The sequence below is a fragment of the Duganella sp. Dugasp78 genome, from assembly GCF_059491455.1.
The window spans coordinates 3,763,106-3,785,271 of record NZ_CP168506.1 but is presented as its reverse complement, the minus strand read 5'-3'; the positions used below and the strand labels follow the sequence as shown (position 1 = coordinate 3,785,271).

General features: G+C 66.6%; 12 protein-coding genes and 1 riboswitch. Of the genes, 2 read left to right on the top strand and 10 right to left on the bottom strand.

Annotation, left to right across the window (positions count from 1 at the left end):
- The first annotated feature begins 144 nt into the window (after positions 1 to 144).
- Complete coding sequence (locus tag ACEN9O_RS16785; protein WP_495613001.1) at positions 145 to 345, top strand: heavy-metal-associated domain-containing protein; 201 nt, start codon at positions 145 to 147, stop codon at positions 343 to 345.
- Here the strand turns inward: ACEN9O_RS16785 and ACEN9O_RS16780 are convergent, their stop codons facing one another.
- A complete protein-coding gene (locus ACEN9O_RS16780) occupies positions 346 to 1,068 on the bottom strand; it encodes a glutathione S-transferase (RefSeq protein WP_495613000.1) in 723 nt (240 codons plus the stop codon).
- Between the two features lie 96 nt (positions 1,069 to 1,164).
- On the opposite strand from ACEN9O_RS16780, the gene ACEN9O_RS16775 reads away from it, so the two are divergent.
- Entirely contained in the window at positions 1,165 to 1,929 is a 765-nt protein-coding gene (locus tag ACEN9O_RS16775) for a sulfite exporter TauE/SafE family protein (RefSeq protein WP_495612999.1), read from the top strand.
- Here ACEN9O_RS16775 and ACEN9O_RS16770 read toward each other — a convergent pair.
- From ACEN9O_RS16770 to ACEN9O_RS16730, 9 genes are all read right to left on the bottom strand, one after another.
- Positions 1,919 to 3,988 (bottom strand): TonB-dependent receptor, encoded by a 2,070-nt coding sequence (locus tag ACEN9O_RS16770; protein ID WP_495612998.1) that lies wholly within the window; start codon positions 3,986 to 3,988, stop codon positions 1,919 to 1,921. The genes ACEN9O_RS16775 and ACEN9O_RS16770 overlap by 11 nt on opposite strands.
- A complete protein-coding gene (locus ACEN9O_RS16765) occupies positions 3,985 to 8,058 on the bottom strand; it encodes a cobaltochelatase subunit CobN (RefSeq protein WP_495612997.1) in 4,074 nt (1,357 codons plus the stop codon). Before ACEN9O_RS16765 ends, ACEN9O_RS16770 begins: the two co-directional genes overlap by 4 nt.
- The gene (locus ACEN9O_RS16760; RefSeq protein ID WP_116990142.1) at positions 8,045 to 8,380 is read right to left on the bottom strand and encodes a DUF2149 domain-containing protein; all 336 of its coding nucleotides are present in this window, start codon (positions 8,378 to 8,380) and stop codon (positions 8,045 to 8,047) included. The genes ACEN9O_RS16765 and ACEN9O_RS16760 overlap by 14 nt, the downstream gene beginning before the upstream one ends.
- 1 nt (position 8,381) lies before the next feature.
- Entirely contained in the window at positions 8,382 to 8,978 is a 597-nt protein-coding gene (locus tag ACEN9O_RS16755; protein WP_495612996.1) for a MotA/TolQ/ExbB proton channel family protein, read from the bottom strand.
- A gap of 178 nt (positions 8,979 to 9,156) precedes the next feature.
- Positions 9,157 to 9,377, bottom strand: a riboswitch (cobalamin riboswitch).
- A 1-nt stretch (position 9,378) separates the two neighbouring features.
- Positions 9,379 to 9,765, bottom strand: a complete 387-nt coding sequence (gene cueR, locus ACEN9O_RS16750) for a Cu(I)-responsive transcriptional regulator (RefSeq protein WP_495612995.1) — start codon at positions 9,763 to 9,765, stop codon at positions 9,379 to 9,381.
- A complete protein-coding gene (locus ACEN9O_RS16745; protein ID WP_495612994.1) occupies positions 9,762 to 12,011 on the bottom strand; it encodes a heavy metal translocating P-type ATPase in 2,250 nt (749 codons plus the stop codon). The genes cueR and ACEN9O_RS16745 overlap by 4 nt, the downstream gene beginning before the upstream one ends.
- A 77-nt stretch (positions 12,012 to 12,088) precedes the next feature.
- On the bottom strand, positions 12,089 to 12,937 hold the full coding sequence (locus ACEN9O_RS16740) for a FecR family protein (RefSeq protein WP_495612993.1): 849 nt from the start codon (positions 12,935 to 12,937) through the stop codon (positions 12,089 to 12,091).
- Between the two features lie 29 nt (positions 12,938 to 12,966).
- On the bottom strand, positions 12,967 to 14,553 hold the full coding sequence (locus ACEN9O_RS16735) for a ShlB/FhaC/HecB family hemolysin secretion/activation protein (RefSeq protein WP_495612992.1): 1,587 nt from the start codon (positions 14,551 to 14,553) through the stop codon (positions 12,967 to 12,969).
- 217 nt (positions 14,554 to 14,770) lie between these two features.
- On the bottom strand, positions 14,771 to 22,057 hold the full coding sequence (locus ACEN9O_RS16730; RefSeq protein WP_495612991.1) for a YDG domain-containing protein: 7,287 nt from the start codon (positions 22,055 to 22,057) through the stop codon (positions 14,771 to 14,773).
- Positions 22,058 to 22,166 lie beyond the last annotated feature (109 nt).

Here is a 22,166-nt window from a genome sequence, read left to right as displayed (position 1 = left end):
TTTATTTTAGAACACTTCTTTAATAATGAGCCATTTACTCCATGAACGGCAAAAAAAGAAAGGCAACCGAAGCGTTCTTCCTTGACCTTCCCACGGCGGGAAGGGCTACAGTCTGATCATCGAAACTGTTCGAGGAGTACGAGGATGTATCAACTGCAAGTAGAAAACATGAGCTGCGGCCATTGCGTGGGCGCGGTGACCAAGGCGGTGCAGGCGGTCGATGCGGCCGCAAAAGTCGAGGTCGACCTGGCCGGCAAGACCGTCAGGATAGAGAGCGCCAGCCCGCTGGCGCCATTGAAATCTGCCATCGCCGATGCGGGCTATCCTGTCACCGGCGCGGCCTGATTATTTGTCCAGCTCCGGGTAGCGGCGGAAGATGCCGTCTTCATTGAACGGTATCCGCCGCTTCGACCCGACGTAGGCGACGATGTTGGGCCGCAGCGCCACCTTGTCGCGCAAGGCGATCAGCTCCGGATACGACGGCTCCAGCCGCGCCATCGTCTTAGGGAAGGCATAGCGCAGCCCCTCGACCAGCTGGAACAGCGACAGGTCCACATACGTCAGCCGCGAGCCGACCGCATAGCCGCCCCGTCCCGGATTGCGCGCCACCACGCCCTCGAAGTAATCGAGGAACTTCGGTATGCGCTGCTCGCGGAAGTCCCTGGCGCGCGCCTTCGCTTCCTTCTTCTGCTCTTCGTAGTATTTGCCGACCGCGATCGGATGATGCGTGTCGTGTACCTCATTGACGATGTCGGCGATCGTAAGCTGCAGCTGGTTGGCCCACAAGCGCCCTGCCAGCGCGCGCGGAGCCAGTCCATGCCGGGCGCCGAGGTACATCAGGATGTTGGCGGTCTGCCCGATCAGCAGCTCGCCCGCGCCCAGCACCGGCGGCGCGAACGATGGGTGGTCGACCTCCCCGCCATCGAGGCAGGCCAGCAGCGCCGGCATGCCCTTCTTCTGCCGCGCCACATCGACATACGGTACCGCCGCTTCCTCCAGCGCCAGGCGCACGAATTCGCCGCGGCCTTGCAGGCCGTCCCAGTAATAGAGTTGATAGGGTGTCGTCATGCCAAGATAGTAGCATCGACAACACCTGGACGGCGCCAGGAACGATATTCAGTACACGGTTATAATCGACTGTTGACCTGACACTACCGAGCCCCCATGCCGCCAGTCCCGCCACTTGAAATCCACATTGTCCTGATGGTCGCCGCCGCCGGTCTCATGGCCGGCGTACAGAACGCACTGGCCGGAGGCGGCTCGTTCATCACCTTCCCCGCGCTGCTGCTGGCCGGCCTGAATCCGCTGGCCGCCAACATGACGTCCACCATCGCGCTATTCCCCAGCCAGATCACCTCCGCCTACGCCGGCCGCAAACTGGCGGGCGATGTCGGCCCGCTCACGTTCAAGCAGATGCTGATCATCAGCGCCATCGGCGGCATCTTCGGCGCCATCCTGTTATTGAACACGCCGCCGTCGTTCTTCGCACGGCTGGTGCCGTGGCTGGTGCTGTTCGCCACCAGCGTGTTCGCGTGGGGCAGCTTCCGCAAGAAACCGCTGCACGCCGCCGGCAGTATGCCGCGCTGGACGCTGGTGCTGGTGCAGAGCTGCATCGCCGTCTACGGCGGCTATTTCGGCGGCGGCATCGGCTTCCTGATGCTGGCCGCGCTGACCATCGCCGGCCAGCAGGTGCGCACCGCCGCCGCCACCAAGAACGTGCTGGCGATGGCCATGAACGCCGCCGCCACGCTGATCTTCGCCACCTCCAGCTTGATCAGCTGGCCGGCCGCGCTGGCGCTGTGCGCGGGTGGCATCGCCGGCGGCTTGTGCGGCGGATGGCTGGTCCACCGTCTGCCGGAAAAAATCATGCGCGGCTTCGTCGTGCTGGTCGGCACCGCGCTGACCATCTGGATGTTCGTCAGAACCTAGCCTTCAGCGTCAGGCGCAAGGTGCGCGGCTCCACCGGATGGTAGTGGATGTCGTTGACGCCTTCGGCCGGCTCGCCCTGCAGGCGCGAAGCGTAGTAGTAATCCACGTCGCTGGCCTTGCGGTCGAACAGGTTGAAGGCATCGAGCGACACCGCCCAGCGCCGGTCGATCCTGTAGCCCACCCGCGCATACGCAATCGCCGTCGTCGCCGAACGCTGGCTGTTATCCTCGATCAGCGGACGCGGACCGAAGTAGCGCATCTGGAACGCGCCGGACCACGGACCGATGTCGGTGACGGTGGCGCCGAACGAAGCCACCTTGCCGATCGCGCCCGGTATGTAGTCGCCCACTTCGTCATGCTCGGTGTAGTGCGCGCGCGAATAGGCCAGGTCCAGGTCGAACAACAGCCAGGGCGCGGCGATGTAGTGGTTGTTCCACTCGACGCCCGAACGGTAGCTGCCACGGCTGGCCGCCGTATCGCCGGCGTCGCCGGAGAACACCAGCTCGGACGCCGAACGCAGCTTCCACAAGGCCATCGAGCTTTGCAGGCCGGGCACGAACTCGGTGCGCGCGCCCAGTTCCGCGCCGCGCGTCTTGACCAGCGGCGTCACCGGGTCGATCGGCTCGCGCTCCTTCGGCGTCAGGTGCACGGTGGTGCCGCGCGCGTCGTTGCTGTGGAAGCCCTCGCCGTAGTTGATGAAGAATTCCGTCCTGGCCCATGGCCCCAGCACCACCGACATCTTCGGTGACGTCATGCCCTCGCCCACCTTGCCGGTGTTCTCGGCGATATTGCTGCTCACATCGAAGCGGTAGCGGTCGTAGCGCACACCGGCCGTGGTGCGCAGCCACTCGCGCCACTGCACGGTGTTCTCGAAGTAGACCGAGGCATTCGCTTGCTTGACCTTCGACTGCGTGATGGTGCCGGTGATCTGCCGCTTCACGGTGCTGTACAGCGCCAGCGGCGACAGGTAGTCATATCTCCCCTGCAGGCCGACCTTGTTGTTCACTTCCAGCCCGCCCCACTTGCCGAACCAGGTCTGCGCCACGTCGAAGCCGGTCATGCGGCGCTTTTCGGTCTGGCGCGACTGGTCGCCGTTGACCGGATCGTCGAGGAAGTAGGTGAAGTCGTTGTACAGGTCCAGGCTTGATTGCACCACGTAGGCATTGGCCTGCAACAGCGTGTCGCTGCTGCGGCGGCGCAGCGTGGCGGACAGGCTGTAACGCGAGGTGATGCCGCCATCGCTGGTGTCGATGGCGCCGTAGGGACTGATCTCGCCGCTCCGCACTGCGCGCAGCGGAACCTGGTTGCTGGCATACCAGCCGCCCTTGTAGAACATGCCGGTGACGCTGAACTGGTTGTCGCTGCCGCCCTGGCTGTAGCGCAGCACGCCCAGGCTTTTGTGGAAGGCTTCCGGGCTGACCCACGGCCCGTTGTTGTGGCCCAGCTCCGCGCCGTAGACCAGGTTGCCCTCGCCCAGCGGCGTCGAGCCGGTCACATTGGCGCGGTAGTACTGGTGCCCGCCCGCCGTCACGCTGGCGGTGTTTTCCTTCAGCTTGTTCGCAAGTCCCAGGTGCGCCGCGCCGGCGGAGGCGAAGTCGCCTTCGTCCGCATAGTACGGACCCTTTTTGTAGTTGATGCGGTCCACCAGTTCCGGCATCAGGAAATTCAAATCGGTATAGCCCTGTCCGTGCGCGTGGGTGCGCATATTGACCGGCATGCCGTCGATGAAGGTGGCGAAGTCGGTGCCGTGATCGAGGTTGAAGCCGCGCAGGAAGTACTGGTTGGCCTTGCCGTCGCCGCTGTGCTGCGTGACGATCACGCCGGGCACGAACTCCAGCAGCTCGCCGGGCCGCAGCGCCGGACGGTTGGCGATCAGCTCCGCCGTCACCGAACCCTGGCTGGCGGCGCTGGAGGTGCCGACGCCGTTGTCATAGTGGCCGCGCACTTCCACCGCCACCATGGCGGGGGCGGGGCCGGTAGCCTCCTCGTTGGCATGGGACGCAAGCGGCAGAGCAAGTGGCAGGCCCGCCGCCAGCGCGACCATGGATTTGACGATCATAGGTACTCCTTCAGCTTACTCAGTTTGTTACGGCGGCCGACGTAGCCGGCGCCTATCAGCGCGGCGGCCAGCGCCAGCAGCGCCAGCGTGCCGACAGTCTTCTGCACCGGTGTCAGGTTGGTCAGCGTCTGCATTTCAAAGCCGTTGACCTTGGCGTCGGCAGTATCGGCTGCGACCTTGGCCTTCGGCGCCGGCTCGGCCGATTTGCTCTTCGCATGCGCGGGCGGCGGCGGTGGCAGCTCCTGCGCCTTGGCCTGCAAGGCCTGCAGGTCCGCCACCGCGTTCTGCATGGCGGCGTCGGTCTGCTGCTGCGTGGCTGTCGGCACCGGCGGCTGTGCGGACGGCGCCGCGCCACCGGCACGGCCGGCAGCCGCCGCTCCGCGCGCGACCGCCGCGTTGGTGCCCACGTTGGGCACGAACTGGCCACTGAACTGCGGCGCGATCTTCATCGTCGCCTTGCTGCACGAATCGGCGCTGCACGACACGCCGGCATCCTTGATGGCCTGCGCGTTTTGCTGCGTCAGCTTTTCGCGCACCGCGTCGCTCGGTTTCCAGTAACCGCGTTCGATCGCGCTCAGCATGCGGTCCGTGATGGCCTGGAAGGCACGCAGATTGCCGCTGGTGGCGAAACGCTCGCGCACCTTCAGGCCATGGCGATCCTCAACGTAGGTGTCATACATGCGCTGCCATTTGCCGCCGTCCACCACTTCCGGCACCGTGACCTGCCAAGCCCACAGGTAGTCGACCACGCGGTTGATGTAGCGCGCTCCGGAATAGCCTTCCTTCAGCATGCTGTCGGCCCAGCGCGGGTTCAGGTAGCGGGCCTGCATCTCCTGGCCCATGTACTGCTCCAGCGTCTTGTGGCCCGGCTTGCGCGGGTTGGACAGGTCGCTGACCATCACCTCCGGCGTCTTGCCGTCCACGCTGCGGATCGCCATCGCGGTGCCGCCCAGGTATTGGAAGAAGTCGTCGTTGTCCAAGGTGGCGAACAGGTTGCTGGAGCGGCTGTGCAGCGCGATCTTGCTGCCGCTGATGGCCTGCCTGAACAACTCGCGGCGCTGGCCGGGATCGGCCTTGTCGTCGCCCCAGTAGCCGGCGCCGAACGGATGGCTCATGCGGTTGATGAAGACGTCCGCCACTTCCTTCTCGTTCTGCCAGGCGTTGGTCAGCGGGATCAGCTTCTCGATCTGCGTGCCGTAGGCGCCGCTCGGCAGGCCGAAGATGCGCACCGACGCCATGCGCAGCGCCTCCTCGGCGCTGATGCCGCTGGCCTGCAAGGCGGCGACGGTCTTGGCGCTGTGCGCCTGCATCACGTTGCCGTCTTCGCCGGGGCCGTTGTCGTCCTGCCTCTGCGCCAGCTGCGCCGCCTGGTCCATCAATGTCAACAGGTTGCCGAACAGGTCGCGGAACAGGCCGGAGGAGATCAGCGTCACGTCCACGCGCGGGCGGCCCAGCTGCTTGCGCGTCAGCGCTTCCACGCCGGTCACGCGGCCACGCTCGTCCCAGGTCGGACGCACGCCCATCAGCGCCATCGCCTGCGCCTCCATGATGCCTTCGTGGCGCGAGGTCTCGACGCCCCACAGGTTCATGCTCAACTTGTCCGGCCAGGCGCCGTGGCGCTTGCGGTAGTCCTCCGCCAGTTGCTGCGCCAATTTATAGCCGGCTTCGTAGGTGGTCTTGCTCGGGATGCGCGACGGATCGAGGCCGAAGAAGTTACGGCCGGTCGGCAGCGCGTCGGGATTGCGTACCAGGTCGGCGCTGGCGCCGGTCGGGATGTAGCGGCCGGACAGCGCCTGCATCAAGCGCTCCAGCTCCAGCGCGGCGCTGCGTTCGATGTCGTTTTCCAGCTGGGCGATGCGCTTGGTCTTCTGCTCCGCCGTCGATGTCGTATCGAGGCTGACCACGGCGCGCGCGGTGGCGTTGCGCAGCTCCGGCTTCGGCGCCACGCCGAAGGTGTGCAGGCCGAACGGCGTCAGCTTGCTGCCGGTGTCGTCCAGGTATTCCTCCAGCGCCTCCATGTCGGCTTCGGTTTTGAGCTCGTTCTTCTTCATGTCCTTCAACACGCCGCTCTTGGCCGCCAGGCGGTTGATCGCTGTCAGGTGGCTGCGCGCCAGCAGCGGGCTTTTTTGTTCGGCCACGCGGTAGTCGTTCAGCAGCGCGCCCAGCTCGCGCAGGTCGGGATTCAGGCCGGCCACGTCGAACGGTGGCGTCATATGGTCGATGATGGTGGCCATGCCGCGGCGCTTGGCCTGTATGCCCTCGCCCACGTCGTCCATCACGTAGGGATAGATGTTGGGCATGGCGCCGATCAGCGCCTCGGTCGGATCGCTTTCCGACAGGCCGGCCTCTTTACCGGTCAGCCATTCCTGCGTGCCGTGGGTACCGATGTGCATGACGGCGTTGGCCTGGAAGCCCTTCTGCAGCCACAGGTAGAACGCGATGTATTCGTGCGATGGCGGCATGCTGACTTCATTGTGCAGCTTCTCCAGGTTCTGCTCCCACGCGCGGCCGGGCTGCGGCGCCATCAGCACATTGCCGAAGCGGCGCGCCGGATAGACGAAGAACGGCTCGCCCTTGGCGTTGCGCCACAGGACGGGCGCGTTCTCCGGCTTGCCCCAGGATTTTTCGATCGACGCGCGCAGCGGCTGCGCCAGCGTGATGAACCACTTCTGGTAATCGGCCAGCGGCACCAGCAGCGCCTGGCCGCTTTCGGCCAGATGCTTCAGGCCCGCCATATAGTCGCCCTTGGATTTGCCCGGGTAGTTGCCCCATTGCTGGATCTCGCCTTGCAGCTCTTCCTGCGACGGCGGCAGCGCCGTGCCGGTCTGGTAGCCTTCCTGCTTGAGGCGCTGGACGATCTGCCACAAGCTCTCCGGCAGCACGTTCAGGTAGGCCGCGCCGATGGTCTCGGAGCCGTGCGGATAGTTAAAGTACAGCATGGCGATGCGCTTGTCGCCGTTGGCCTTGTGGCGCAAAGCCAGCCAGCTGGCGACACGCTCATTCAAGCGCTCGATACGCTCAGGGATGGGCGTCTCTTCGACGTAGGCCAGGCCAGTCTGCGCATCGCTGATGCGTTCACGGCTGGCGACCACGGTCGGCTGGATCAGGCCCGCCACTTCGGCGCCGGCCAGCTGCCAGGTGCGCTCGATGATATCGAGGCCGATCCTCGATTCCTGCCACTGCGCCAGCGACTGCTGGCTCAAGGTGATGGCGTTGATCGCCGGGACGCCGATCTTGTCCAGCAGCGCGCCGGTGTTGGCGGTGCCGCCCACCTTCATGCCCAGCGCGACGATCAGCTCGACGCGGCTCTTGCCGTTTTCGTCCAGCAGGAAGCGCAATGGCACGTCGTAGGGATAGCCGAACACCGGCAGCACGTTGTAGCCGCTGGCCTCAAGGCGCGCGACGATGGCCGCCAGCGGCAGCGTTTGTCCCGCCACCAGGCTGGCGCGGTAGAACGGCACGGCGATCCACGGCGCGCCGGTCTTGTAGTTGGCGTAGCCTTGCAGGTACTGCTCGTAGCTGCTGGAGGTGCGGTTGGCCGCCACGTCGTACAGGCCCACCTCCGGCATCGCACGCACCGGCGCGACCTCCAGTTTCGAACCGAAGTGATTGCGCAGGATGTAGCGCAGCAGGTTGCCCATGTTCTCCACGCCGCCCTCGCTGTGGTAGGACTGGATGGTCTTATCGTCGCGCACACCCTGCTCGCGCAGGCTGTCGTCGATGGCGCCGCCGACCGCGAACACCGGACGGCGCGCCTTTTGCAGCGCCTGCAGTTCCGCGCTCAGTCCCGTCATGGCCTGGCGGCTCTTGGCGTTGACGACCACGACGTCGGCGCTGGTCAGCGCATGGTGGTCGGCCGGCGTCATGCCGTTGGCGGGAATGATACGCACGGCGACGTTCAGCTCCTTCAACTCTGCCTGCAAGCCGCGTACCGCCAGCACGGTGGGACGCGATTCGATATCGCCCAACATCAGCGCCAAGGTGCGCGGCGCCTGCGCCGAATGCACGTAACCGCCGATGCACAGCGAGATCACCAGCAGGGCCAGGCCCCACAATTTATTCCGGCACATAGACGACCTTCCCATCCGGCAGTTGATACGCGGTGCCCAGGCGTTTGCCGGAGCCCGACAGCGGCTTGTCGCTCACTTTGCTCACCTTGATTTCGGCGCCTTTCTTGGTCAGCACCTCGACGTGGCCGTCGGCGCTTTTCTTGGCGATGGTGACTTCGGAGTTCGGGTCCAGCAGGTCCATCATGTTCCAGGCCGAGAACAGCGCCAGCATCATGGCGACGATGAAGACGATGCTGGCGTCGAACAGGTTGGCGACGCCGGCCAGCGGGTCTTCGTTATGCTCGCCGATGCGGCTGTAGCGGTGGCGGTTCATATAGCGCATCTCAGGCTCCCGCGCGCACCAGGTGCGGCTTGTGGTCCTGCGCCGCGAGGTGGGATTCGGCGGCGTAGGCGATCTCGGTCAGGTCGCTGCGCAGCCAGTGCTCGCGCACCAGGCCCAGTACATAGGCGCTGACGCTGCACGCCAGGCCGACCACGGTGGCGGTGAAGGCGGTGGTCATCGACTCGGCCATCTTCGGCAGGTTGCCCTGCGCAAGCCCGGCCAGCGAAATGCCCATCGGGATCAGGGTGCCCATCAAGCCCAGCGCCGGGCCGACGCGCACCACGAAGCGCACGCCGTCCAGGCGGCGCACGCCGTTGACGTCAGCGCGCTGCACCAGCCGTTCGAGGCGGGCGTCCAGTCCCGGCTCGCCTTCCTGGGCGGCCAGCACGGCGGCCATCTCCTGCTTCGCGGTGGCGACCAGCACGCGCACGCCGCGTCGGCGCTCCAGCCATTCGGCGCCGAAGGTGCCGAAGCACACCAGCATGTGCAGCACCAGCGCGGCGATCCCCAGCAGCACGGGCAGGTACAGGACGGAGGAAATGGAATACAGCAGTGTCTCGATGGAGTGCACGGCCGCGTCGGCGGGCAGGTTAAACATGGGAGGGTCCTGTGGGCAGAGATGAAAAATCGGGGCGCAGGCGTGCGCGAACGGCGCGTGCGCAAGACACGGCCGCCAGTCGGCAAGGCCGTGGCGCGCAAAATCGATGCATAGATGTAGTTCAAAACAGATGCAAGCCGCTCACTTCCCCGTGAGCGGATTGAACAGAAATGCCTGGGCATTTCCACCTGTCCTGGCCGGTATCCGGGCTGGCAAGCGACACCGCCTGACCTTCCCATGCAACTGCACAGTGGTTTGAAGAGGCGGATTTGTCGTCAACGACGACGCTTGTTTACCGTTGCGGGGGCAGCACATGTTGGCTGGCGTGGCCAGCTCCATGTTTCCCGTTTAACTGCGCGCCTGGACAGGCGCGCGGGCACCAAAACGGGCCGATTATACTTTAATCGGCCAGCGATTGGAGAATCGGGCAGTCGGGGCGATCATCGCCGTGGCAGCAGCTGGCCAGCGTTTGCAGGGTGTCGCGCATTTCCGTCAGCTCGGCGATGCGCTGGTTCAGTTCCGCCACGTGGCCCATGGCGATGGTTTTGACGTCGGCGCTGGCGCGCTCCTTGTTCTGCCACAGCGACAGCAGGTCGCGGATCTGGTCCAGCGAAAAGCCCAGTGTCCGTCCGCGCTTGACGAAGCGCAGCGCATGCAGGTCGTTGTCGCCGTAGATGCGGTAGCCGGCGTCGCTGCGCTTGCCCGGCGGGATCAGGGCGATGCTTTCGTAGTAGCGGATCATCTTGGCCGAGACGCCGCTGGCGGCCGCCGCTTGTCCGATGTTCATGCTTGTCCTTTCAGGTGGTCCGGCTTCCAGCGCCGCAGCAGCAAGGCGTTGCTGATGACGCTGACGGAGCTGAGCGCCATCGCGGCGCCGGCAACCATGGGGTTGAGCAGGCCGAGGGCGGCCAGCGGTATGCCGACCAGGTTGTAGATGAAGGCCCAGAACAGGTTCTGGCGTATCTTGCTGTAGCTGCGGCGCGAGATCGAAATGGCGGCGGCCACCAGCGCCGGATCGCCGCGCATCAGTGTGATGCCGGCGGCGTGCATGGCGACGTCGGTGCCGCTGGACATGGCGATGCCGACATCGGCGGCGGCCAGCGCGGGAGCGTCGTTGATGCCGTCGCCGACCATGGCGATGCAGGTATCGCCGGTCTTCAAGCCGGCGACTGTGCTGGCCTTGTCGGCGGGGAGCATGCTGGCGATGACGCGGCTGATGCCCAGCTGCTTGCCGACGGCGTCGGCGCTGCCCTGGTTGTCGCCGGTGAGCAGGATGGTCTGGATATGCATCGCATGCAGCGCTTGCAGCGCGGCGCCGGCTTGTGGTTTGACGCGGTCGCCGAAGGCCAGCAGGCCGAGTAGCTGCGCGGGCTGCGGCGCGCTTGCGGCGGCCAGCCAGGAAATCGTCAGGCCCTGTTGTTCCAGCGCTGCCGCCCGGGCGCTCAACGCATCCAATGCGACACCCTCTTCCTGCATCAGCCGCGTGCTGCCCAGGATCAGGCGCGCGCCGTCGACGACGGCCGCCACGCCGCGGCCGGGCAAGGCGGTGACGCCGGTGGCGGCCGGCGCGGCGGCGATGGCGCCGGCGGTGGCGGTGGCCACCGCACGCGAGGCGGCGGCGTCGGCCACGGCGCGGGCCAGCGCATGTTCGCTGCCGCGCTGGATGGCGGCGGCCAGCTGCAGCAACCGTTCCTCATCGATGCCGACCGGCTCCAGCGCCGCCAGCGACGGCTTGCCCTCGGTGAGGGTGCCGGTCTTGTCGAACGCCACGGTGGTGATGCGGTGCGCCAGCTCCAGCGCCTCCGCGTCCTTGATCAGTATCCCGTAGCGCGCCGCCACGCCGGTGCCGGCCATGATGGCGGCCGGCGTCGCCAGCCCCAACGCGCACGGACAAGCGATCACCATCACCGCCACCGCGTTGATGATGGCCCGCTCGGCATCGCCGCTCGCCAGCCACCAGCCGGCGAAGGTCAGCGCCGCCAGCACCAGCACCACCGGCACGAACACCGCGCTGACACGGTCCACCAGATGCTGCACCGGCGCCTTGGCCGCCTGCGCATCCTCCACCAGCCGGATGATGCGCGCCAGCGTGCTCTCCGCGCCCACCGCCGTCACCCGCACCAGCAGCAGGCCTTCGCCGTTGATGGCGCCGCCCGTCACGCGGTCGCCGGCATGGCGCGCCACGGGCAGGCTTTCGCCGGTGATGAGCGCCTCGTCGACATGGCTGGCACCCTCCATCACTTCGCCGTCCGCCGCCACGCGCTCGCCGGGACGCACCACCACCAGCTCACCCTGCCGCACATCGGCGATCGGCACCTCGACATCCTGCGCACCGCGCCGCACCCGCGCCGACTCCGGCCGCAGCACCTGCAAGGCGCGGATGGCCGACGTGGTCTGGCGCTTGGCGCGCGCCTCCAGCCATTTGCCCAGCAAAATCAAGGTGATCACCACGGCCGACGCTTCGAAGTACAGGTGCGGCATGGAAGACGACGACGCCAGCAGCTGATACACGCTCAGGCCATACGCGGCGCTGGTCCCCAGCGCCACCAGCAGATCCATATTGCCGCTGCGGGCGCGCAGCGCCAGCCAGCCGGCGCGATAGAAGCGCGCGCCCAGCCAGAACTGCACCGGCGTCGCCAGCAGCAGCTGCGCGCGGCCGTCCAGCATCCAATGGACGCCGGCCAGCTCCAGCAGCATCGGCAGCAGCAAGGGCAGCGACAGCAAGGCCGCCAGCAGCACCGCGCGGCCGCCAGTGGGATGGGCCAGCGTCGGCGCGGCCGGCGTGGGTGCGGGGGCCGATGGCGGCAGTTCCGGCGTGGCGTGGTAGCCGGCTTTGTCGACCGCCTGCGCCAGCAGCGCGAAATCGAGCGGCTGCGACGATTCCACCCGCGCCGACTCGGTGGCCAGGTTGACGCTGACCTTGTCCACGCCCGGCACCGCCGCCAGCACGCGCTCGACGCGGCCGACGCAGGAGGCGCAGGTCATGCCCTCGATGTTGATCGATTGGCTTAGAGGTGAGACGGAGGCAGACATGGCGATCCCGGTGGAAGACTCGATGACGACAGCATCAAGTATCCCACGATGGGAAGGTCAAGTCCAAATTGCGGCGATCAGCGCACTTCGCAGTCGATGACGTTCGACTTGCCGGGCGTGTTACGCGCCGACGGGGCCGTGCTCTGGTTGAACGCCGGCGGCGGCAGGAACTGGATGCCGGGATTGACCGGCAGGATCACCGGCGGCTGCTGGAAGTTGGGCGTGTAACCGAACTGGCCCGCGGCGAAACTGGTGGCGCCCGCAGGGTTGGTCAAATGGATCAGGCCGTCGATCACGTGCACATACAGGCCGGGCGCCAGCATCGGCGGAGGAGACGATGGCAGCGGTGCTTGCGCCAGCATCAGCGGCTGCACCGGCGCGGCCAGCGGATCCAGCGCGGCGGTGCTGGCCAGGTTGTAGGCCAGGCGCGCAGCCACGGCCTGCTCACTCGGCTCGACGATGTCGGCGATGAAGGTGGTGCCGCGGATGCCGATGGTGGCGCTTGGCGTCTTCATGGCGAATTTTTCCTTGTTGCGCTTGCCCAGCAGGCCGGTGACCGAGCGCAGCCCGCCCTTGACCAGGTTGAACGAGGCGTTGTCGGCGTCGGGCTTGCCGGCGTCGTAGCTGAAGTCCTCGACCTTGAAGGTGGTGGCCGGCTTGAGCGTGATCTCGCTATTGTCGATGAACTTCACCAGCGCATAGGTGTTCTTCTCGGTCACCAGCGTGTCGCCGCTCTCGACCTCGGAACGCATCGACAGGATGCGCACCACGCCGTCGGCCTTCCGGGACAGCAGCGGCCCGCTCAGCTGGACCACCGTGCCCACCACCTGCGCGGCCCAGCTGACGCCCGCCGCGCCGCACAGCGCCAGCAACAGCAAGCCCTTGAGCAGGGCCCGGACCATGAGAGAGTTTTTTGGCTGTGACATATTCATTTCCAGTACATTCAGGGGACCGCTCAGTACGCCAGTCCCAGGCGCAGGTGCAGGCGGCTGGCGTTGTCGCGGCCGGTGTTGCCGGCGCGGACCACGTGGCCGAAATCGAGTTGCAGGTTGGCGTAGGTCGACAGCACGAACCGCGCGCCGACGCCGGTGCTGGCGATGGTGGTACTGGTCAGCTCCGCCGGCAGCGGATGGTTGCGCCTGGCATAGGCCTCATCGTAGAAAGCCAGCAGGCGGCAATTCCAGCCGTCGTGGGTGCACAGGTTGGGCGTGTACGCCTCCAGGTTGACGCCCAGGCCGGAGTCGTTGGAAATCTCGCGCTCGATGAAGCCGCGCACCGAGGTCGCGCCGCCGGCACCGAACTGTTCGCCGGGGATCAGCGCATCGCTGCTGTACTGGCCGTTGAGGATGGCGCGCAGCTGCCAGTCGTTGGCCAGCGCGCGGGTCAGGCTGCCGGCCAGGCGCAGCATGGTGTAGTCGGCCTTGGCGCCGGCGCGGGCCAGCGTGAACGCGGCCTGGTCGCCCTTGGCGCCGCCGGCGATATTGCGCAGCAGTGTCAGCTGGCCGCTCAGCTCGCCCTGCTTGATCGGCAGCGTGGCCTGGTAGGCGATGCTGAGCGGATGCACGGTCACATCGTTGCCCAGCTCCTGGCCCTGCAACTGCACGCTGTTCTTGAACGCCTTGTAATCGAAGCCGTAGCTGAGCTTGGCTTCGAGCTCGCCGCGCTTGGCCAGGGTCTGGTTGTAGCGCGCGCCGTACACCGCGCCCTTGCCGCTGACGGCCAGGTTGACCGCGCCGGCCGACACGGTGCCGGAATCGACGTTGGAATAGCTGGCGAAGAAGTCCAGCGAGTCGCCCAGCGCGTACAGCGGGATGTGGTAGCCGGCGCCATAGACCTTGACGCGGCCCGGTTCCTCGGCCGAGGTGGTGTACTGCAGGGACGCCAGGTGGTCGCGGTTAAACAGGTTGGCGTTTTGCAGGATGAAGCCAAGATGGGTCTTGCCGGTCTGCTGGGTGCCGGTGTTGTCGACGTTGACCATGCCCTTCCAGATCGGCTGGTCCTTAACGTCCAGCACGGCGTCGACCTCGTCGTCCTTTTCGCCGCTTTGCAGCTTGAGGGTGACTTCCTTGGCCGGACTCTCGTTGCCCTGCTTCAGGTTGGCCGAGACCGCCTTCAGGTCCGGCGTCCGGCCCTCCTGCAAGGCGGGCAGGCTGCGGCGGATATTGTTCTCGTCGAAGTACAGATTGTTCTTCACGCTGATGCGGCCGATGTGCGTTTCCACCACCCGCAGCAGCACCACGCCGCGGTTCAGCTCCTGCTCCGGCAATTCGATCGTCACCACGTTGTAGCCGCGTTCATGGTAGACCGCTTCCAGCGCTTCCAGCGCCCGTTGCACGTCGCCGAAATCGCGCTCCTTGCCGGTGAATTTGGCCAGCAGCGCATCGATCTGCGCCTGCGGCAACAAAGTGTTGCCCTTGACCTCGAACCGGGATATCTCGAACCGGATCACAGTATTGTCGTCCGCCGCAGGGGCCGCCCAGGCCGAGCTGACGGCGGCGGCCAGAAGGGAACCTGCTAATAGGCGCGTAAAGCTATATTTCATGGGTTCGCTCGTAGTAAGGGTCGCGTGTGATTTGCTAACTTTGAAATTTTGTCATCGACACCGGCAAAGCTTGAAAACGCTCTTCCGATGCTAGCATAGCCCTTATATACAATGCCTATTTGAAAGATTGAAATTGATAGCACCCGCCACCGAGTGTTGGATTTCAGCTCACAAACAGGGCCGCCCCACCGGCGGCCCCATGCTGTCCGGCTCGGCATCAGTTGCAATACATCTTCTTGGTCGGCTCGCTCTTACTGGCGAGCACGTCGACCTTGCCGGTGGACTTGTCCTTATCGTCGGGGACTTTGTCGTCCGGCTTGGTCGTGCCACCGGTGCTGCCGGTGCCGCCGGTCCCGGAGGAAGCGACGCTGCTATCCGGCAGTGTCGGTGCGATCTGCGCATTCAAGATGCCGCCCTGGGTGACGGTGTTGATGATGTTGACAGTGGAGTTCACCGCCTGGGCCACCGGCGGGGATGTCTGGCTGCTGGCTGCGGCGTCCGCGGCGGCCTTGGCAGCGGCGGCGTCGGCGGCTGCCTTGGCGGCGGCATCGGCGGCTGCCTTGGCAGCAGCGTCGGCGGCAGCCTTGGCGGCGGCGTCGGCGGCAGCCTTGGCGGCGGCGTCGGCCGCAGCCTTGGCAGCAGCGTCGGCGGCAGCCTTGGCGGCGTCGGCGGCGGCCTTGGCAGCAGCGTCGGCGGCGGCCTTGGCAGCAGCGTCGGAGGCAGCCTTGGCGGCAGCGTCGGCGGCGGCCTTGGCGGCAGCGTCGGCGGCGGCCTGGGCGGCGGCATCGGCAGCAGCCTTGGCAGCGGCATCGGCAGCGGCCTTGGCGGCGGCATCGGCGGCGGCCTGGGCGGCGGCATCGGCGGCGGCCTTGGCAGCAGCGTCGGCCGCAGCCTTGGCGGCGGCATCGGCGGCAGCCTGGGCGGCGGCATCGGCGGCGGCCTTGGCAGCAGCGTCGGCCGCAGCCTTGGCAGCGGCGTCGGCGGCAGCCTTGGCAGCGGCATCGGCAGCGGCCTTGGCGGCGGCATCGGCGGCGGCCTTGGCGGCGGCGTCGGCAGCGGCCTTGGCGGCGGCATCAGCCGCGGCCTTGGCAGCGGCGTCGGCCGCGGCCTTAGCGGCAGCATCGGCCGCAGCCTTGGCGGCAGCATCGGCGGCGGCCTTGGCAGCGGCGTCGGCCGCAGCCTTGGCAGCAGCGTCGGCGGCGGCTTGGGCGGCGGCTGCGGCGGTGCCACTGCCGGAATCTATGCTCGGCGACGGCGTGCCGCCGACCAGGGTGACCGATCCGGCGCTCACCGTGCCGAATGGGGCTGCCATCGACACGGGTGCGCCGTGGCTGTTGATCGTGGTGGTGCTGCCGACGCTGATGCTACCGTTGGTGGCGACCGCCGAGATGCTGCCGCTCGACGAGCTCACGCTCAACGAGCCGCCCAGTACGATGTTATTGGCCGCCAACAGATTGATCGTATTAGTCGCGCTCAGCGCGCCGCCCAGCACCATGTTATTGGCCGCCACCAGATTGATCGCGTTGGTCGCGTTCAGCACCGATCCTCCCTGCAACATGATGTCGGTGCTGGCCGACAGCGCGATGTTGCTGCCGAAAACGCTGTCGTTGATGGTGATCGGGCTGTGCGCGGTGATCGACACCTCGCCGTTGTAGGCGTGGATCGTGCCGCCGGTGTGGATGCCGCCGTGGTTGTCGATGACGATGTTGCCATTGGAGGTGGTCAGCACGCCCAGCGCCAGTTCGCCACTGCTGACGGTGTTGTTGAGCTGGATGTTGCCTTGACCGTAGATGTTGCCGCTGAAGGCCCCCACATGGTTGCCGGTGTTGGTCAATGCGACGCCACCGTAGCCCGATACGTGCAGGCTGTCGGTCACCAGGGCGCCGGTCTGGGTGATCCCCCCACCACTCTCGCCGGCGCCCAGGGTGATGCCCGCTTGCGCACGCACGTTGCCGATGGCGATGGCGCCGGAGCCGTAGACGTTGAGCGAGCCGCTCATGTCGATGCTGCCGTTGGTCTGCGTCAGGTTGTAGGCGGTCAGGTTGGCGGCGCTGTTGGTGCCGCTCAGCACGCCGCTGGCCAGTGTCAGGTTGTTGATCGTACTTGTGCCGTTCAGCACCGCGCTGCCGCCGTTGAGGTTGAGCGTGGAGCTGCTCAGGCTCGCGGTGCTGCCGACGGTCAGCACGCCGCTGTTCAGCGTCAGGTTGCCGGCTTCCATGGCGCCGGTCAGCGTCATGCTGCCACCGTTCAGGTTGAGTGTGGAGCCGGTCAGATACGATTTGCCGCCGGTGTCGGTGACGGTCAGCGCGCCGCCGGTCAGCGCCAGCTGGCTGCCGCTGCCGACGGCAAGATTGGTCAGCGTGGTGCTGCCGTCGATGCCGGCGGTGGCGTCATAGGTGATGGTACCGGCGCTGGCGCCGATGGAGGCGGCCAGCACGTTGGATCCGCTCGGCGCAACGCCGTCGGCCCAGTTGCCGGCAGCGCTCCACAAGCCGCCGCCGCTACCGGTCCAGGTCGATAATGGACGCGCGGTGATGGTGCCTTGGGCGCTGTTGCTGAGCGTGTAGTTGCCGGCGGCGGAGCCGGTGATGCCCAGCGAGCCGCCGCTGACGCTGACGATTTTATTGACGCCGACATTCTTGTCGGCATATTGCAGGGTGACGCCTTCGGTGATGAGCAGCGACACCGCGTCGAGCGGGCCGGACGGCACGCCCAGCAGGCCGTTGAGCGTGGCGCCGGTCAGCGTGGCGTTGGTGCTGTTGTTGTACTCGCGGCTGGCCAGGGTCACTGTCAGCGGGGCCGGGGTGATGTTGGCGGTCAGCCCGCTCGGCATGCCGGTCACCGCGTAATTGCCGGCTTTGTCGCCGCCCAGTGTGAAGCCGGTGGCCGTCACGCTCTTGCCGGTGCCGACGTTGCGGTTGTCGAAGGTGCCGGTGCCGGCGGTCAGGGTGACGGCGTCGCTGTTGAACACGCCGCTCAGCGTGCCGCCGGCGACGTTCAGGCTCGCCAGCGTGCCGTACTCGCTGGTGACCGGGTTCAAGTCCATGTTGTACACGCGGTTGTTGGCCGTCACCGTACCGCCGACGGTCAGCGGCGCCTTGGTAATATTGACCGTCACATCCGTAGGCGTTACCAGCTGGTAATTGCCGGCCTGGCTGCCGCTTAGGGCGAAGCTGCCCAGCGATACGACGACCAGCTTGCCCTGACCGACGTCCGCGGTTTGCAGCGACAGGCTGCCGCTACCGGTCAGCATCACGGTATCACCCGAAAGCGGGGTCACCGAAGGCGTGCCACCCGGCGTGATGTCGCCGAGGCCGCCGTTGTAAGTGCGGTCGACGGCGCTCAGGCCGGTGATGGCCAGGTTGGCCTTGTTGATCGTGCCGGTGCCGGTGACGGTGCCGCCCTCGTTCAAATCCAGCACGTAGTTGCCGTGCGGGTTGTTGGTCAGCGTCGGCTCGGTGACGGTGATGGTCTTGCCGGTGCCGGCGCCCGCGCTGGCAAAGTTAAAGCTGCCGCTGATGCCGGGCGTGTCGCCGTTCACCGTGTTGCCGTAACTGATGCTGTAGGTGCCGTTGGATGTGCCCTGTACCAGCCCGGTCCCTTGGTCATAGGTCTTGCTGGCGTTGGTGACCGAGGCGGTGATGTGGCGCGGCGTGATGATCAGGTTCGTCGAGGCGTCATAGCTCACGTCGTACTTGGTCGAATACAGGCCGCTGACCTTGTGGGTGCCGACGTTGAGCCCGTCGCTGTAGCTCAGCGTACCGTTGACGTCGACATGGCTGAACGCCTGCGAGTACGCCACCGAGACACCGTCGTACACCTTGGTGCTGCCGCCGCCGGTGACGGTGATCGGTGTCAGCATGCCTCTCAGCAAGGGCTGCGTCTGGCCCTCGTACATGCGCCACACCGACGAGCTGCCATCGAAGTCGAAACCGGTGAAGCTGGCCTGCTGCTTGAGCTGCGTCGAGTTCAGGCCGACGGCCCCGGCGCTGTCGCTGGTGGCGCCGGCGGTCAGGAAATAACCGCCGCTCGCCGGACTGCCGCTGGCGCCGTCGCCGACCAGCGCATTCACCACCGTGCTGGTGTTGGACTTGACGTCGCCGCTGCTGTAGACGGAGGTCAGGGTGCCGCTCCCCCCTTTGCCGCCCAGCAGGCCACCGGTGCTGCCGGTGCTGCCGGAGGTCTTGCCAGTGACATTGCCCTGCACGTAGGAGTCGTGGATCATGCCGTTGGAGTAGCCCGCCAGCCCGCCGACATTCGAACCGTTGCCGGTCACGTTGGACTCGATCGCCACGCCGCTGACGGTGCCGCCCGACTGGTAGCCCACCAGCGCGCCGGTGTAGCTGTTGCCCTCGACCGTGGCGCCGCTCAGCTTGACGTTCTCCAGCGTGCCCGCGCCCAGCAAGGAGAACAGGCCGACACGGTCGCTCGTGCTCTTGATGTAGAGGCCGCTGATAGTCTTGTTGCCGCCGTCGAAAGTGCCGTGGTAGGCATAATCCACGCCGCCGATCGGCTTGAAGCCGGCGTAGTTGCTGCCACTGATCAGGTTCCAGTGCGCCGTCTGGCTGGCGTCGATATCGTTGTCGAGCGTGTAGGAATAGCCGGTGGATAATGAAGCTATCCCTTGCAAGCCATAGACGTCGGCCAGGTGGTAAGGCGTGTTCGCGCCGTCACCGCTGACGGCGCGCACGAAAGTACCGTTGCCGCCGATACGGAAATCGCCGGCACTGAAGGCCGGCAGGGTACCGACCTGCGACCAGGCGCCCTTCTGCAAATTGAAGATGCCGCTGACGGCGACGCTGTCGGTGGCGCTGATGGTGGTGTCGGCGCTGAGCTCCAGGCCGCCGACGTTGGTCGCCGCCTGCAGGGCGATGCTGCCGGTGGCCGTCAGCTTCAGGTTATTGGCATAAGTCAGCGGCTGGCTGACCACGATATTGCCGGCGGCAGACTGGTTCTGGGTCTTCACTTCCAGCGAGTTGGCCGCGGGGTAGTGCGCGCTGGCCAGGTCCGCATTGGTCAGCACCAGCGTGTCGGCCGGGTCGCCGGTCGCGCCCAGGTCCACGGCATTGGTCGTGTCCAGGCTGACCGAGGTGCCGTTCAAGCTACTACCACTGGCCAGGGTCATCTTGCCGGCGAACAGATTGATGTTGGCGTCCGACGTGACGCTGCCCCTATTGGTGATGCGGTGATTGCCGCTGGGCTGGGTCTGCAGGCTGATCACACCGGCATTGGCGACAGCGGCGCCGCTGTTGATGGTCAGGTCGCCGCCGGATTGCAGCAGGAGCGTGCCGGCGTTCTGGCCGCCCTTCAGGTTCAGGTTGCCGACCACGGTCAGGCCGCCCGCGCCGACGCCGGGACCTCCGGAGTTGCCGCCGATAGTCAGCCAGCCGTTGACGGGCAGCTGGATGCCGGCCAGCTCGTCCTGGGTCAGGCCCAGCACGCCGGCGCCGTCGGTGGCGCCAACGCCGACCTGGATATTGACGCTGCTGGACTGGGGCACCAGCAGCACGCCGTGCTGCGTGGTCGCCGACAGCGTGCCGTTCAAGGCCATGTTATCGGCCTGCACCGTGATGTTGCCGCCGGTGGACGAGACGGCCACGCCGCTGTCGACCGTCGCCACGCCGTCGGTCTTGGCCGAGGTCAGCGTGATGTTGCCGGCACTGGTCAGGTTGCCGCTCACCCTGAGATCGCCGGTTTGGGCCGTGGCCGTGAACGTGCCGCCCGCACTGCCGCTGCCGAGATTGGCGCTCGCGCCCGTCAGCACGACATTGCCGCTGGTCGCCTGGAGCGACGCCACGCCGCCGATGTTGTTGCTGTCGTTGGCCAGCGTGATGTCGTTGACCGCGATCGCGCTGAGGTTGTGGACCGTGAGCGCGGAGATCGGTTCGGTGACCTGTGCGATATTGCGGCCCGCCGTCAGCATCAGGTTGCTTTCGCCGCCGGTGACGGGGGCCTTCAGGTAGATGTCGCGCGTGGCCGTCAGCGACAGGGTCCGCCTGGACGAAGGGGAACCGCTGGAAGGCAGGAGAATTTCGCTCAGCACCGCAATATCGCCGCCGCTGTTGCCGTTGGGATTGCCCGTGCTGACCGTCACGTCGTTGGCCAGCAGCGCCGTGTGCAGCGTATCGGTCAACAGCAGCGAATCCTGCACGCTGCCCGACTCCAGGAAGATCGATCCGCCGCTCACCAGATTGAGGTTGCCCACCGAGTTGGGCACGCCGGACACGCTGTCGCTGTCGGCGATGTAGACATCGCTGGGATCGAGCAGCAGCTTGCCGGTGGCGCCCTTGGGCGCGCGGGTATCGACCGTGCCGCGCATGTCGAGGTAATGGCCGGAGGTTTCGACGAAGCCGCCGTTGCCGCCGTTGGCGCCGCCGCGCGCGGAGATGGCGCCGAACATCTGCGTGGCCTGGTCGCTCCAGACGATGACCTTGCCGCCGTCGCCGCTCACCGTGGCGTCGGCCTTGATGACGCTGTCCTTGCCCACATACGATTGCTGCGCGTTCTGCACCGCCGGGTTCTTGCCCTGGTAGTCGCCGCCGACCAGCACCGTGCCGCCGCCGGCCGCGCCGCTGGCGTCGACCACGGCGTTGCCGGTCAGGCCCACCAGCGGGCCCAGCAAGCGGATGTCGCCGCCGGTGTTCAGGTTGCTGCCGGTGGCGCTGGTGCTGCTGCCCGCCTCCACCAGCGTGGTGACGCTGGACTTCAGGATGATCTGGCCGTTGGCGCCGCGCACCGCGCTGTTGGCGTTGATGCCGCCGCGCTGGCTGACCAGCGCGCCATACACGCCGACCCGGCCGCCCTGCGCCACGATCTGCCCCAGGTTCAGCGCCTGGTCGGCCGGCGCCGACACCACCACCTGCACATTCGGATCCTTGGAATCGAACAACTGCACGCTGCGGCCTGCCGCCAGCACCACGTCGCCGTTGGGGGCCGAGATCACGCCGCTGTTCTCCACCGCCGGCGCGACCAGGAAGATCTGGCCGCCGGACGGCGTGGTGATGGCGCCGGCGTTGCTGACCTTGCCCGCCGTGGCGTCGCCGCTGAAGTTGTTTTTGCCGGCCAGGAAGTCGGCGTTGGAGATCGCCAGGCTGGACGCCACCAGGCCGTTGACGTCCACCCGCGAGCCGGCGCCGAAGATCACGCCGTTGGGATTAATCAGGAACACCTTGCCGTTCGATTGCAGCGAGCCCAGGATCTGGGTCGGGTTCTGGCCGGTGATGCGGTTCAATACCTTGCTGTCCGCGCTCTGCTGGATGAAGCGGGTGATCTCGTCCGGCGCCACCGAAAAACTTTGCCAGTTGATGATGGTGTTGGGCGTGTTGGTGATCGAATAGGTCTTACCCTGGAGGTTGAAGCTGGCCTGCCCCGCCACCACGGTCGGGCTGACGGGCGCGGCCTGGGCGCTGGCGTAGCAGGCGGCCACCAGCACGGCGATCAGTTTGCGGCGCAGCGGCGCGGCGTGGGCGCGGCGTTGTGGGGAGCGGCTGGTCTCGGCTTTCATAACGGCATCCTCTATCCGGTGTGGATCTGGCCTCGCGCGCCCCGGTGCGCCGCGAGTCGGTTACTTGGAATTGTTGGTGGTTCGAAGGGCTTAAAAGCATCCGCAAAAG

Excerpts from the sequence above, each read along its gene's own strand:
- ACEN9O_RS16755 (WP_495612996.1), bottom strand. The coding sequence starts at position 8,978 with ATGTTTAACCTGCCCGCCGACGCGGCCGTGCACTCCATCGAGACACTG.
- ACEN9O_RS16760 (WP_116990142.1), bottom strand. The coding sequence starts at position 8,380 with ATGCGCTATATGAACCGCCACCGCTACAGCCGCATCGGCGAGCATAAC.
- cueR (WP_495612995.1), bottom strand. The coding sequence starts at position 9,765 with ATGAACATCGGACAAGCGGCGGCCGCCAGCGGCGTCTCGGCCAAGATG.
- ACEN9O_RS16730 (WP_495612991.1), bottom strand. The coding sequence starts at position 22,057 with ATGAAAGCCGAGACCAGCCGCTCCCCACAACGCCGCGCCCACGCCGCG.
- ACEN9O_RS16765 (WP_495612997.1), bottom strand. The coding sequence starts at position 8,058 with ATGTGCCGGAATAAATTGTGGGGCCTGGCCCTGCTGGTGATCTCGCTG.
- ACEN9O_RS16770 (WP_495612998.1), bottom strand. The coding sequence starts at position 3,988 with ATGATCGTCAAATCCATGGTCGCGCTGGCGGCGGGCCTGCCACTTGCT.
- ACEN9O_RS16740 (WP_495612993.1), bottom strand. The coding sequence starts at position 12,937 with ATGTCACAGCCAAAAAACTCTCTCATGGTCCGGGCCCTGCTCAAGGGC.
- ACEN9O_RS16735 (WP_495612992.1), bottom strand. The coding sequence starts at position 14,553 with ATGAAATATAGCTTTACGCGCCTATTAGCAGGTTCCCTTCTGGCCGCC.
- ACEN9O_RS16775 (WP_495612999.1), top strand. The coding sequence starts at position 1,165 with ATGCCGCCAGTCCCGCCACTTGAAATCCACATTGTCCTGATGGTCGCC.
- ACEN9O_RS16780 (WP_495613000.1), bottom strand. The coding sequence starts at position 1,068 with ATGACGACACCCTATCAACTCTATTACTGGGACGGCCTGCAAGGCCGC.
- ACEN9O_RS16785 (WP_495613001.1), top strand. The coding sequence starts at position 145 with ATGTATCAACTGCAAGTAGAAAACATGAGCTGCGGCCATTGCGTGGGC.
- ACEN9O_RS16745 (WP_495612994.1), bottom strand. The coding sequence starts at position 12,011 with ATGTCTGCCTCCGTCTCACCTCTAAGCCAATCGATCAACATCGAGGGC.